Origin of the sequence: Plantibacter sp. ME-Dv--P-122b, from assembly GCF_030209375.1 — a bacterium.
GTDB lineage: Bacteria > Actinomycetota > Actinomycetes > Actinomycetales > Microbacteriaceae > Plantibacter.
On the sequence record NZ_JARVSC010000003.1, the window covers coordinates 531,526 to 544,515 of the forward strand.

General features: G+C 70.3%; 14 protein-coding genes. 9 read left to right on the plus strand and 5 right to left on the minus strand.

The annotated features are described in order from the left end of the window. Nucleotides 1-28: 28 nt before the first annotated feature. Nucleotides 29-601 carry a hypothetical protein gene (locus QRN19_RS07195; protein ID WP_285026064.1) on the plus strand — a complete coding sequence of 191 codons (573 nt, stop codon included), beginning with the start codon at nt 29-31 and terminating at the stop codon, nt 599-601. A 6-nt stretch (nt 602-607) separates the two neighbouring features. Here QRN19_RS07195 and QRN19_RS07200 read toward each other — a convergent pair whose 3' ends face one another. Continuing rightward, nucleotides 608-1,201, minus strand: a complete 594-nt coding sequence (locus tag QRN19_RS07200) for an amino acid deaminase (protein WP_285026065.1) — start codon at nt 1,199-1,201, stop codon at nt 608-610. A 174-nt stretch (nt 1,202-1,375) separates the two neighbouring features. Between QRN19_RS07200 and QRN19_RS07205 the strand changes: the two genes are divergently transcribed. The 7 genes from QRN19_RS07205 to QRN19_RS07235 all read left to right on the plus strand — a co-directional run bounded on the left by QRN19_RS07205 (nt 1,376) and on the right by QRN19_RS07235 (nt 8,119). Next, nucleotides 1,376-2,083, plus strand: a complete 708-nt coding sequence (locus QRN19_RS07205) for an HAD family hydrolase (protein WP_285026067.1) — start codon at nt 1,376-1,378, stop codon at nt 2,081-2,083. A 31-nt stretch (nt 2,084-2,114) separates the two neighbouring features. Continuing rightward, nucleotides 2,115-3,125, plus strand: coding sequence for a phosphate/phosphite/phosphonate ABC transporter substrate-binding protein (phnD, locus tag QRN19_RS07210; RefSeq protein ID WP_285026068.1), 1,011 nt, complete (start codon nt 2,115-2,117; stop codon nt 3,123-3,125). 39 nt (nt 3,126-3,164) lie between these two features. After that, complete coding sequence (gene phnC, locus QRN19_RS07215; RefSeq protein WP_285026070.1) at nt 3,165-3,989, plus strand: phosphonate ABC transporter ATP-binding protein; 825 nt, start codon at nt 3,165-3,167, stop codon at nt 3,987-3,989. Continuing rightward, nucleotides 3,986-4,819 (plus strand): phosphonate ABC transporter, permease protein PhnE, encoded by an 834-nt coding sequence (phnE, locus tag QRN19_RS07220; protein ID WP_285026071.1) that lies wholly within the window; start codon nt 3,986-3,988, stop codon nt 4,817-4,819. The genes phnC and phnE (QRN19_RS07220) overlap by 4 nt, the downstream gene beginning before the upstream one ends. Continuing rightward, on the plus strand, nt 4,816-5,691 hold the full coding sequence (phnE, locus tag QRN19_RS07225) for a phosphonate ABC transporter, permease protein PhnE (RefSeq protein ID WP_285026072.1): 876 nt from the start codon (nt 4,816-4,818) through the stop codon (nt 5,689-5,691). Before phnE (QRN19_RS07220) ends, phnE (QRN19_RS07225) begins: the two co-directional genes overlap by 4 nt. After that, a complete protein-coding gene (locus QRN19_RS07230) occupies nt 5,672-6,544 on the plus strand; it encodes a MurR/RpiR family transcriptional regulator (RefSeq protein ID WP_121293987.1) in 873 nt (290 codons plus the stop codon). Before phnE (QRN19_RS07225) ends, QRN19_RS07230 begins: the two co-directional genes overlap by 20 nt. Nucleotides 6,545-6,610: 66 nt before the next feature. Next, on the plus strand, nt 6,611-8,119 hold the full coding sequence (locus QRN19_RS07235) for an ABC transporter substrate-binding protein (protein WP_285026075.1): 1,509 nt from the start codon (nt 6,611-6,613) through the stop codon (nt 8,117-8,119). A 14-nt stretch (nt 8,120-8,133) separates the two neighbouring features. Here the strand turns inward: QRN19_RS07235 and QRN19_RS07240 are convergent, their stop codons facing one another. Continuing rightward, complete coding sequence (locus QRN19_RS07240) at nt 8,134-8,763, minus strand: isochorismatase family protein (protein WP_285026076.1); 630 nt, start codon at nt 8,761-8,763, stop codon at nt 8,134-8,136. Between the two features lie 94 nt (nt 8,764-8,857). Between QRN19_RS07240 and QRN19_RS07245 the strand changes: the two genes are divergently transcribed. Continuing rightward, nucleotides 8,858-9,973 carry a hypothetical protein gene (locus tag QRN19_RS07245; protein ID WP_285026078.1) on the plus strand — a complete coding sequence of 372 codons (1,116 nt, stop codon included), beginning with the start codon at nt 8,858-8,860 and terminating at the stop codon, nt 9,971-9,973. A gap of 13 nt (nt 9,974-9,986) precedes the next feature. Here the strand turns inward: QRN19_RS07245 and QRN19_RS07250 are convergent, their stop codons facing one another. From QRN19_RS07250 to QRN19_RS07260, 3 genes are all read right to left on the minus strand, one after another. Further along, nucleotides 9,987-10,499 carry a hypothetical protein gene (locus QRN19_RS07250; protein WP_285026080.1) on the minus strand — a complete coding sequence of 171 codons (513 nt, stop codon included), beginning with the start codon at nt 10,497-10,499 and terminating at the stop codon, nt 9,987-9,989. Between the two features lie 93 nt (nt 10,500-10,592). Further along, nucleotides 10,593-11,855 (minus strand): glycoside hydrolase 5 family protein, encoded by a 1,263-nt coding sequence (locus QRN19_RS07255; RefSeq protein ID WP_285026081.1) that lies wholly within the window; start codon nt 11,853-11,855, stop codon nt 10,593-10,595. Further along, complete coding sequence (locus QRN19_RS07260; RefSeq protein WP_285026082.1) at nt 11,852-12,904, minus strand: LacI family DNA-binding transcriptional regulator; 1,053 nt, start codon at nt 12,902-12,904, stop codon at nt 11,852-11,854. The genes QRN19_RS07255 and QRN19_RS07260 overlap by 4 nt, the downstream gene beginning before the upstream one ends. Nucleotides 12,905-12,990: the final 86 nt, after the last annotated feature.

Here is a 12,990-nt window from a genome sequence, read left to right on the forward strand (position 1 = left end):
TTTCCATCACCACTACCCTGTTGAGGCCATGAGATCCGCGACCACCACGACCCTGCTGCGCTGCGCGGCCTTCGGCGCTGTCGGCGCCCTCGTCCTCCTCCTCGTCAGCCCGCTGACCTCGACCGCCGCCGTGCTCAACCCGGTGCTCTACGCCGCGATCGCCGCTGTCACGATGGTGATGCCGATGCTCGCCAGGCGCTGGACGGGCACGCCCGGTGCGACGGTGCTCACCGCGGCCGTCACCGGCGTCCTCGCGCTGGCGTTCACGGCGCTCGGCCCGGCGATCATCGTCGCGCTCGTCGTCCCGGCGGCGGCGATCGACCTGGTGCTCGCCCGACGCCGTGATCCCGGCCGCGTGGTGACCTGGCTTGCGGCGGCGGCCGGCGGCGTCGCGATCTGGGCGCTGTCGTTCGCGGTGATCTCGCCCGGCCTCGTGTCGCCGGTGCTCGTCATGGTGCTGCTCGCGGTCCGCGTCGTGAGCTACGTGCTCGCCATGGAGCTGGCCGGTCTCGTCGCCAGGCGCCTCCGCCGATCCGGCGTGCGATCGGTGCGTGCTGCGTCCCGTCGCGACGACGCCCGCCGAGGATCCTCCGACGCCTGATCAGCGTCAGCTTGCAGGGGCCGCGTTCCACCGGGGGCGGTCGGGCGCGGCGTCCCATTCCTCCAGCACCGCTGAGGCCGAAGCCACCGGGAAGGTCGTGATCAGGCGCTCGTCGATGCCGTACACGAGCGCGACGGCGTCGGTTTCCGACCGGTCACCGAGCGCCAGACGCATCCGACCGGACGGGCCGTCGGCCGTCCGTACCGGTCGTGCGAGCAGGTCCTGCGCGGCCACCGTCACCCGCGACAGCAGGGACGACGCACGAGCCCACGGGACGAACTCGTCGTCGGGGAGCCCGAACGCGCGCGCGAGCGCTCCGTCGAGCCAGCGGTCGCGCTTCAACCCGTAGGGCGTCGGGACCGACGAGAGCAGATAGCCGTAGACATGGAGGAGCCCGGCGTTCCCGACCGGCCAGGTCGCGGCGATGCCGGCGCGCGCATGGAGCGCCTCGAACAGCACGCGTGGCACGACCGGCCCGCCCGTGTGCTCGTCGATGACGGTCGACGCACCCCACGAGGCGAACCGGCCGGCCGCCGTGTCGTCGTCGATCGCCGCGCCCAGCCACGAGCACTCCTCGAGCACGGTCGCGGGTTCGGTCACCGCTCGTCGCGCGAACTCCGTCATCATCACAGCACCACAGCATAGGCGGCTCGTGCGTCGGTGAATTCACCCGCCGTTCACCCGCCATGGTGATTGCGTCCACACTCGCCGTCCATGATGGACGCAGCGTCCGCAGGAGCGGCCGTGTGAACGAAACGCTCAGAAGGAGCGCCTGTGGCCCCCACCATCCTCTTCGATTTCGACGGCACCCTCGCCCTCGGCGACGGGCCGATCACGGCCTTCGCCCGCGCCATCGCCGAGCGCACCGGCGACGCCGAGTTCGCGATGCGCGCCGAGGCAGCCCTCGCCGCGTTCGCGAACGGCGAGACCGACGCCCGCGACGGGTACGACGCCGTGACCCGGATCGCCCGCGAAGCCGGCGTCGGCGCCGACGTCATCGGCGCCTCCTACGACGACTCCCGCGCCCTGCTCGGCTCGAGCGAAGCGGCGGTCGACTCCCCCGACGGCCTCCCCGCGTTCCTCGAGACACTCGGCACCCGGGCCCGACTCGTCCTGGCCACGAACGCCCCCGGCGACGGCATCACGGCGCTCCTCCAGACCTGGGGCGTCGCCGAGGCGTTCGACGCCGTGCACTTCACCGTCGGGAAGCCTGCCGGCCTCGTCCCGCTCATCCGCGACGCGCTCGCCACCGGCCCCGTCCTCGCCGTCGGCGACATCGTCGAGAACGACCTCGCCCCCGCAGCCGAGCTGGGTGCCGACACCGCTCTCGTCGGCGCGACCTTCGAGCGTTCGACGGCCACCGCCACGATGCGTGGGCGCTCGCTCGCCGACCTGTACGACCAGATCATCGCCTGGGCCGCAGCCGCATCGCGCCTCCCCGACGCCTCCACGACCTCCACGCCCGCTCCGTCCGCCTCCTGATCACCCTCCACCCTCGAAAGGCATCCCGAACATGCGTAAGACCCTGCTCCTCACCGGCGTCGCGGCCGTCGCCGCCCTCGCCCTCGCCGGCTGCAGCCCTGCAGCCTCCTCCCCGTCGGCCACGGGCACGGCGTCCTGGCCCGACTCCATCACCATCTCGCTCGTGCCGTCGGTGGAGGGCGAGGACCTCGCCGAAGCACTCGACCCGCTCACCAGCTACCTGTCGGAGAACCTCGGCATCGAGGTCAACGGCGTCGTCGCGACCGACTACGCCGCGACCGTCGAGGCCCTCGGCAGCGACCAGGCGCAGGTCATCATCACCGACGCCGGCTCGCTCTACAACGCGACCGAGCGCTACGACGCGAACCTCATCCTGCGCGACGTCCGCTTCGGCGCGACCTCGTACGCGTCGGTCGCCTACACGAACAACCCCGACAAGTACTGCGCCGAGGCTCCCGTCATGGTCACCTACGCGGCGAGCGACACCCCGCTCTCGTACTGCAACGGCATCGAGCCCGGCGCCGACGCTGCGACCGGTACCGGACCCGCCGCGCTGAAGGCCCTCGACAAGATCTCGAAGGGCACCAAGGTCGCTCTGCAGGCTGCCACCTCGCCCGCCGGCTACCAGTACCCCGTGGTCGCCATGCGCGACGCCGGTATCGACACGGACGCCGACATCACCCAGGTGCCGGTCGAGGGCAACAACAACGCGGTCCTCTCCGTCTACAACGGCGACGCCGAGGTCTCGTTCGGCTACTGGGACGCGCGCACGACCGTCCTCAAGGAGGCGCCCGACGTCGCCGACAAGGTCGTCGCGTTCGCCTACACCGAGATGATCCCCAACGGTGGCGTCGCGGTCTCGAAGTCGCTCCCGGCTGACCTCACCAAGCAGCTCACCACGCTCATGGCGGGCTACGCGGACTCCTCCGACGCGGCGAAGAAGGTCATGTTCGACCTCGTCGGCCTCTCCGGCTGGACCGACAAGACCGCGCCGGACGAGATCACCCGCTACGGCGAGATCCTCGACCAGTTCTCCAACTGACCCGCTCCAACCGATCGACCCTCTCCAGGAATCCGGTGCATGAACACTGATCAGCATCGCGCGGAGGCCCGAGCCCAGCTCGCGGCCTCCGCGTCGTGGTCCATCCGTCTCGACGACGTCTCGGTCACCTATCCGAACGGCACGAAGGCGCTCCGCAACGTCTCGCTCGACATCGCCGCCGGGGAGATGGTCTCCGTCGTGGGGCTCTCCGGCTCCGGCAAGTCGACGCTCATCCGCACGATCAACGGCCTCGTGTCGGCGACGAGCGGGACCGTCGCCGTCGGGCCGCACATCGTCACCGGTCTGCGCGGCCGGCAGCTCCGTCGGCTGCGCGGGCACGTCGGCATGATCTTCCAGGGCTTCAACCTGGCCGACCGGACGAGCGTGTACCGCAACGTGCTCGTCGGCCGGTTCGCCAGCACCCCGACGTACCGGAACCTCCTCGGTCTGACGACCGCCACCGACCGGGAGCTCGCTCTGCGCTCACTCCAGTCGGTCGGCATGCTCGACAAGGTCTGGACGCGCGCGGCGCAACTCTCCGGCGGGCAGAAGCAGCGCGTCGCGATCGCCCGCGCCCTCACGCAGCAGCCGAGCGTCATGCTCGCCGACGAGCCCGTCGCGAGCCTCGACCCGCCGACCGCACACACGGTGATGAACGACCTGCGCCGGGTGAACACCGAGACGGGCCTCACGGTGCTCGTGAACATCCACCTCATGGACCTCGCGCGCACCTACACGACCCGCATGATCGGGCTCCGCGACGGCGAACTCGTGTACGACGGCTCCGCAGCCGACGCGACCGAGGCGGACTTCGAGCGCATCTACGGCCGCCCCATCCAGCCCGACGATCGGCTCGACCGATGACGGCGACCGGCACCGACGTGCAGCTGCCGCCCGGCACCGACTGGCAGCTGCCGCCCAGGCCGAGCACCCGACTGCGAACCGCGCTCATCATCGGGGCCGTGGCCGCCTTCACGATCGCCACCTGCCTTCCGGCGATCGGCGGCGTACAACTCGACTTCGGCGCGCTCGTCTCCCACTGGGACAACGGATCCGGTCTGCTCCTCCAGCTCTTCCAACCCGACGTCGCCTTCCTGCCGCGCACGGTGCAACCGATGCTCGAGACGCTGCAGATGGCGCTCGTGGGTGCGGTGGCCGCTGCGTTGCTGTCCGTCCCGCTGACGCTGTGGGCGGCAGCCCCGACGAACCCGAACGGTCTGTCGCGTCGCATCCTGCGCGCGATCGTCAACGTCGTCCGAGCGGTGCCCGACCTCGTCTACGCGACCATCCTCGTCGCCATGGTCGGCGTCGGTGCGCTGCCCGGCCTCCTGACGCTCTTCCTCTTCGACCTCGGCATCATCGTCAAACTCGTCTCGGAGGCGATCGACTCCGCCGACCACCCGTACATCGAGGCCGGCAAGGCCGCCGGTGGGACGCAGACGCAGATCAACCGCGTCACCGTCCTCCCGCAGGTCTGGCCGCTGTTCGCGAACCAGTGGCTGTACACCCTGGAGCTCAACGTCCGCATCTCCGCCATCCTCGGCATCGTCGGCGCCGGCGGCATCGGTCGCCTGCTCGACGAACGGCGGGCCTTCTACGCCTACGACGACGTCTCGGTGATCGTCCTCGAGATCCTCGTCGTCGTCGTGCTCATCGAGGTCGCGTCCAACCTGCTGCGGAGGCGACTCGTATGACCGCGAACGATCCGAACACCGTGCTCCCCCGCCGTCCCTCGCGGCTCGTCCCGACCCTCGCGGCCGTCGCCGTCGGGATCGTCGTCATTGTCGCGACCGCCGGCCTGCCGATCGACTGGCGCGACCTCGGCACCGTCCCGGCGCAGCTCGTGCACTTCGGCAGGCTCATGTTCGAGAGCCCGAACTGGGAGAAGCTGCCGCGGGCGCTCACCGAGATGTGGCGGTCGATCTCGATGGCCTGGATCGGGGCCATCCTCTGCGTCCTCGTCTCGATCCCGCTCGGCATGCTCGCCGCAGGGTCGGTCGGGCCGGTCTGGCTGCGGCTGCCGTTGCGTGGGGTGTTCGCCGTCATCCGCGCGGTCCCGGAGGTGATCATCGCCCTCATCCTGCTCACGATCACCGGACTCACCCCGTTCACGGGCGCGCTGGCCCTCGGGATCGCCGGCATCGGCACCCAGGGGAAGTGGGTCTACGAGACGATCGAGTCCGTGCAGGAGGGCGCCTCGGAGGCCGTCCGCGCGGCCGGTGGCGGTACCGCCGAGGTGACGCGCTGGGCGCTCTGGCCCGCCGCCGCCCCGGCACTGCTGTCGCTCGCGCTCTACCGGTTCGAGATCAACATCCGCACCTCGGCAGTCCTCGGGCTCGTCGGCGCGGGCGGGATCGGCAGCATGCTGGCGAACTACACCAACTATCGCCAGTGGGATACAGTCGGGATGCTGCTGATCGTGGTGGTCGTCGTGACCATGACGATGGACGCGATCTCGGGTGCCATCCGACGCCGGATCACCCGGGGCCCCGGCATCGCCCGCACCACCCGTACCGCCCTTCCCGCCCGCACGACGAGGAGCCGCAATGTGGACAGGGTCCGCTGACGCCCCGCCGACGGCCAGGATCGCGATGCTCGCGCCGTCGCTCCAGCCGAGCGAACGCCGGGTGGCCGAGACGGTGGCCGAGGACATCGAGGCGAGCATCGAGCGCACCGCCCAGGAGGTCGCCGACCTCGCCGGCGTCGGCCGCGCCACCGTCATCCGCACCGCGCAGTCGCTCGGGTACGAGGGCTACCCGCAGCTGCGGGTCGCCCTCACCCGCGAGGTCGCGCTCGGGACACCGACCGCCCGTGACGATGGCGACGACACGATGCTCGGCACCCTCCGCGGGGCCATCGACCACTTCGCCGGTCGCCTCGGCCAGACGACGTCGGCGATGACGGAGGAGACGCTCGAACGGTTCGTCCGGGTGCTCGACGAGGCGCCGCGACTGCTCATCGCAGCGAACGGCCTCTCCTCACCGCTCGGTTCCGATCTGGCGATGCGGCTCATCTCGGCCGGCCGACCGGCGGAGTACCTGCCCGACACGCTCGGGCAGCAGATCGCGGCCACCCACCTCGGCCCGGGCGCGGCGTGTCTGGTCCTGTCGGGCTCGGGCGCGAACCGGGCGTCCGTCGACGTGGCCGCGGCAGCCCGGGCGAGTGGCGCGACCGTCCTCGCGATCACCTCCTTCCCACGCTCGGCCGTCGCCGAACTCGCCGATGTCGCACTCGTGGTCGCTCCCATCGACGCGACCTTCCGCGACGAACTCGTGCACACCTCCCGGGCGGCCATCATGCTCGTGACGGAATCCGTGGTCGGGCTACTCGTGGGCCGACGTGGCGATCGTGCGCAGCGCGCGCAGTCGGCGACGCTCGCGGTCATCAGCGGCTCGCTGTCGGACGACGCCTCGGACTGACCCGGCTCGGGCTGTTCCGATCGGCACCGGACCAGGCCGGTGCCGGGATCCGCGAGAATGTTCTCCATGCCCCGTCATCGACTGCGTCGTCACCTGCTCACCGCCGTGATCGCGGCCACCGGTTCCCTGCTCGTCCTCAGCGGCTGCGCGGGCCCAGCCACGACACCCACCGCGGACACCGACGCGACGCTCCGCGTGGGCCTCGTCCTCGAGCCGTCGGACCTGAACATCCGAACGACCTCCGGCGTCGCACTCGAGCAGGTCCTCATCGACAACGTCTACCAAGGGCTGGTCTCGCGTACGACGGACAACGAGATCGTCGACACCCTCGCCGAGCGCCACGAGGTCAGTGCCGACGGGCTCACGTACACCTTCGTCCTCCGCGACGGCGTGACCTTCCACGACGGCGCTCCACTCACCGCCGCCGACGTGGTCGACTCGCTCACGCAGGTGCAGCAGAACGCGGCGTTCGTCGACCACCTCGACCTGGAGCAGCTGCAGACCGTCACGGCGACCGACGACCGCACCGTCCGTCTGCAGCTCAGCTCCCCCGACTCCGACCTGCTGTGGGCGCTGACGGGTCGTGCGGGGCTCGTCCTCCGGTCCGGGGCGGACAACGACCTGTCGACGACGGCGAACGGCACCGGGCCGTTCAGCGTCACGTCGTGGAAGCAGGGCGACAGCATCACCGTCGAGCGGAACGACGACTACTTGGGTGACGCTCCGGAGGTGAAGGAGGTCGTCTTCAGCTACATCCCCGATGCGTCCTCGGCCGTCAACGCGACCCTCGCCGGCGAGGTCGACGTGCAGATCGGTCTCGATGCGAACCTGCGGGACCAGGTCGCTCGTGCCGACGGCCTGACGATCGTCGAGGGGAAGACGACCGACAAGTACACCCTCGCCTTCAACAATCAGCGCGCACCGCTCGACGACCCCCTCGTCCGGCAGGCGCTCCGTACCGCCATCGACCACGCGGCCATCGTCGAGGCGGTCGGTGGCGCCGCCGCCCTGCAGTACGGACCGATCCCGGAGCTCGATCCCGGCTACGAAGACCTCAGCGACGTCGTGAGCTACGACCCGAAGGCGGCGAAGGCGCTCCTCGCCCAGGCCGGGCAGGAGGATCTCGCGCTCACGCTCACCGTCCCGAACCACTACGGCACCGCCGCGGCCAACGTCCTGGTGTCGCAGTTCAAGGCCATCGGCGTCACCCTCACGGTCGACAGCGTCGAGTTCCCCACGTGGTTGAACGACGTCTACACCAACCACGACTACGACCTCAGTCTCGTGAACCACGTCGAGGCACGCGACATCCAGCACTGGGCGGACCCGGCCTACTACTTCGGCTACGACAACCCGACGGTGCAGTCGTTGATCGCCGAGGCGAGGGCTGCGACCGACCCGGAGGTCGCGGACGAACGACTCCGCGAAGCCGCAGCACTGGTCTCGAAGGACCACGCCGCAGACTGGCTCTACACCGGGATCACCCTCACCGTCGTGCGCGACGGCGTCACCGGCTTCCCCACCGACTTCGTCAGCGAGCACCTCGACCTCCGGGACGTCGCCGTCACGGGCTGAACGGTGGCGGGAGGTTAGCCGCGACCCGCACCTCGCGTGGCGGAGGACACCAGGTCGTCCTTCGGCAGCGCCGTGCCGTCCATGAGGGCCTGCGTCCAGGACGCCGTCGTCGCCACGGCGGCGAAGTTCGAATCGAGCAGCGCCATGAGGGTCGTGTGCACCGTCTTCGCGTCGACGGACCCGGCCGCGTTCTCGAGGTTGATCGCGCCGGTCGCGTCGGAGAGCACCTCGACGTCGATGCCGAGTTCCTCGGCGCCCGCCGCGGACGCGATGACGCAGTTGTTCGTCATGTACCCGACGAGTGTCACGGTGTCCGCGCCCTGCACGCGCAGCCACGCCTCGAGGTCCGTCCCGGCGAAGACCGAGCCGTACTCCTTCACGACCGCCTTCCACGACGGCTGCGCGCGGCGGGCGACCTCGGGGTGGAGCTCGAAGGCGCTCGTGTCCGGGTCGAAGACCGGAGCCCCGCTGCCCGATGCGTGCTGAACGACGACGACCGGGATTCCTGCTGCCGTCGCCGCGTCGATGGCGGTCGCGATACGCAGGATCGACTCGTCGCGCGGCGGGTACTGGATCGCGAGCGGACCGGCGAAGTACTCCTCCTGGACGTCGATCAGGATCAGGGCGCGGCGGGTCGTGGTCACAGGAGAACTCCTCGGTTCGGTGATGGCATCGACACGACGCCGGTTCCATCCTCCCGCGGAAGCGACCACGGCGCGCCACCGATAGTCTCGGCGCATGGGGATCATGGGTGCGGGGATGCGGTCGGTCGGAATCGGTGCGGGGCTCGCCGTGATGGTGACGCTCTCGGCGTCGGCATGCGCGTCCTCTGCGACACCGGACGCGTCGCCGACCTCCGACGCACCGCGCACCTCGGCGTCCACCGAGCTCCTGACGTGCAGCGACCTGGCATCGCTCGACACGGTCGCCGGCGTCCTCGCCGCTGAACCGGCGGACGTCGTCGAGGCCGTCCAACCGTCTGACGCCGTGGACTCGGCCGTCCTGACGGCGGCCGGTGGGCTCGCCTGCTCCTGGCGCGTGGGCGCCGGACAGCAGATCATCGGCGACGGAGCGGGAGACTGGGCCTACCTCTCGATCGAGATGTTGCCGGGCGCTGCCGACGACTGGGCCCCGCCCTACGCCGGCGACACACCGTCCGAGGACACGAGGACGATCGCGGGCGTCGAGGCGACCACCGCGTCTGGCGAGACCGGGTGGCGCGTGTCGGCGCCCGTCGGCTCGGCCTGGGTCGACCTGTCGATCACCGCTTCCGGACTGACCTCCACCGGCAGCCGGTTCGAGGGCACGCCGGCGGGCGAGGTCCTCGACAACCTCGCCACGGCGGCGGAGACGAGTTTCGCTTCCGTCGCATCCGCTTCCGAGGCTCAGCTCGCCTGGCCCGCGATCAGGCCGCGCGAAGGTGTCGCCAGATGCGATGGCGGCCTCAGCGAAACCGGGATCGTGTCGGCGCTCCAGTACGGCGAGGCCACCACGACCTACACCGTCATCGACCCACGGGTCCAGCCGATCGACGATCTGGAGGATGCGGCGAGCGCCCGCGTCGGTGCCTTCAGCTGCGAACTCTTCGCTGAGGGCTTCGGGTACACCGACATCCTGGTCGTGCGTGATGGCGCGGCGATCGTCGACGGGCTGGCAGCCCAGCCCGACATGGCGACGGCCCTGGAGCCCGTGACGCTGGAGGGCATGGCGGACGGCGAATCGGCGTTCGTCGCGCGCCGCATGGACGGTCCGCGGTCGCCGCTCTACCTCACCGTCGGTGAGACGTTCTACGCCGTCAGCTCCGGTGACGGCGCGCAAACGGTCGCCGAGGCGATCATCGCGCAGACCCGGTAGGCCGGCGGCGCGATTACTCGGTGTCGAATCCGCAGGTCTGGATGGTCCAGGCGATGAACGCCTGGTATTCCGGGTCGGTCGCGGCGCTCTGCACGGCCTGCGACTCGGTGAACCTCGGGTCGAGCCCGACGTCGGAGACGAGGCTGTCGGCCGGGAACTCGGCGAGGATCGCGGCGGTCTCCTCAGCGGCGGTCGCGAAGACCTCGGCGCCGGCTGCGACCTCGGCGCTCACGTCGTCCAGCGGCAGGAGGTCGCGGATCGTCGTGACCTGCGCCTGCACAGCTTCGAGGTCCTCGCCGACGGTGCCCGACTTCGCGGTCGCCGCCGCCCGGTTGGCCGCGCAGAACGCGGTGTAGTCGGCGGGCCCGTCCGCAACGTCGGCGGTCGCCGTGGTGGTGGGGGTCGACGACGGCGCCGCGGAGTCGCGATCCCCGCTGGACGGGGCAGAGCATCCGGCGAGGAGGCCGGCGACGAGGAGGCCGGAGCCCCAGACGAAGGCGAGTCGGCTGCGGTGCGGTGCGGTCATGAACGAGGTCCCCTTCAACGGTCTGCGAGTCAGCGCCATCCATGTTGCCGCACCCGTAGGTCCCGACGACAGTGCCACGGTCGTCGGGCTCCGTCACCGAGCCGATCCCGTGCGCGGGACGGCGTGCACGTCGGTGATGCCACGCTTCGCCAGCGAAGCCGGATCCGCCGCGGTCCGAGACGTCACGACGGTGACCGGCTCGCCCTGTTCACGCAGCTCGTGCCAGCGCTCGAACACGACGCCACCCGGTGCGAGGTCGGCCCGAGCGATCGGAAGATCGTGCTCGTCCACCTCGACGACGACACCGATCGAGCGCGGGAGTACCCGGGCCGTGGCTCCGGCGCGCGCGTCCGCGACCAGCTCGGCGAAGCGACGGCCGAGCGGCTTGACGGCGTTGTCCACGTCGAGCAGGCCGAGCGAGTACTCGAGGTCCTTGTAGTCGCCGAGCGAGCGGGACACATCGTGCGAGCACCACCAGGTGATGCCGTAGAGAGCGGGCGAGGAGAGCGCCGCCTCCACCGTCCGGGCCGCGAACTCCGGCATCTCGGCATCCGCCAGGTTCATCGACGGAGCACCGACCTCCTGCAGCCACACCTGACGCTCCGTGTCCGTCGCGAACGCCTTGGACAGCTCGATCATCCACTCGGCATGGCGGACGGATTGCGGGGACAAGCCGCCGTAGCGCTTCGCCGTGCCGTTGAAGATCCAGGAATGCACGGTCGTGATGTCACCGAGCCGCGAGGCGTGCACCGGGAGGAACGGGTGCCCGTCCCGATACCAGAGGTGATCGTTCTCGCTGTGGGTGAGCAGATGCCGGGGATCGGGGTCGACCGGAGCCTCCAGGAGACTGGTCAACCAGTGCGCGACCTGATCACTGTCCGCCGGCATCGCGGCCGGATTCGGTGGCTGGAACTGGTTGAGCTCGTTGCCCAACGTGAGGCCGATCAGGTTCGGGCGGTCCCGCACGGCGTCGTAGACGGCGGACACGAGGGCGGCCTGCGCGTCGACGGCTGCCTCGTCGACGAACATGTTGCCGTCGTGCCAGTTGAGGAGCCAGGCCGGGACGAAGTCGAACCCCGACATGTGCCCTTGGATCACGTCGACCGCGATGTCGAGTCCGAACTCGGCGGCGAGGTCGGCCACGAGCGCGATGTCGTCCAGCGCCTGGCGTCGGATCAGCGTGCGGTTCGGCTGCAGCACCGGCCAGAGCGGGAACACCCTGACGTGGTCGAGGCCGAGACCGGCCAGCGCCTCGAAGTCACCGCGGACGACGTCGGCGTCGATGCCCATCCACTGGAACATCCAGTCCTTCGAGGGGGTGTAGTTCGCTCCGAAGCGCGGAGTGTGGTCGGTCACGGGGTCACGCATCCTTCTCGATCGGGGTCTGGGGCCGGGGCCGGCACCCGTGCGGTGGATTCCCGCACGATGAGTCGGCGCGCCGAGACGGTCTGTGAGACGGCTCGCTCGCCGTTCACGAGCTGCTCGAGCAGCTTCACCGCCGTTCTCGCACTCTCCTCGACAGGCGCGTCGAGCGCGGTGATCCGGGGACGCACCAGGGTCGACACCCACGAGTCCTCCCACGCGATGACGGACAGGTGCTCAGGGACCCGCACGCCCAGCTCGGGCGCGTGGGCGATGATCTCCGCCGCCATCGCCTCGCTGTCGACCAGGAGTGCCGTCGTCGGCCCTGACCGTCGGAGCACGTCGGCGACAGGATCCTCGGCGGACGACTCCCAATGCAGCACCATCGGGGTCATGCCACGGGCGTCGGCGGCCTCGATGAAGCGACGGTCGCGCTCCGTCGAGTGCACGAGGCCCGGTGAGTCACTCACGCGGGCGATCGTGCGGTGTCCGAGCGCGGCGAGGTGCTCCAGCACCTCCTCGTAGGCCGCGTCGTCGTGCACGGTGACAGCCGGCACGACATCGTCGACCGGCGCTCCGAGGAGCACAGCCGGAGCTCCCAGTTCACGCACCTGCCCGATCCGAGGGTCGTCCTCACGCACGTCGACGAGCAGGAACGCGTCCACCCGCTGTTCGCTCCACCACTCGCGGTAGACGCGCTCCTCGTCGGCACCCTGCACGAGCGTGAGTGACAGCGACCAGCCGATGTCGGCGAGGGGTTCGGTGAGTCCGGCGATCAGCCGCATGAAGAAGGGATCGCGCTCGAACGTGTCTCCGGAGCGTGTCACGACGAGGCCGAGACTGCGCCCTCCACGACCGCTGACCTTGCGACTGGCGTAGTTCGGTCGCCAGTGCAGCTCGTCGGCCGCGCGGCGGATGCGGGCCGCGGTGGCCGCAGACACGTTCGGTCGTCCGTTGAACACGTGCGACACCGCCGACGGGGAGACCCCCGCACGGGCGGCGACCGCGGCGATGGTCGCGCGAGCCGGTTTCTTGTCGTTCATCGTGACCGAGAGTAGGGGCTTGACCGCGTCTTGTAAAGCGGTATACATTGACCGCACGTTGATGTGTACCGCTACACAAGCGCCAC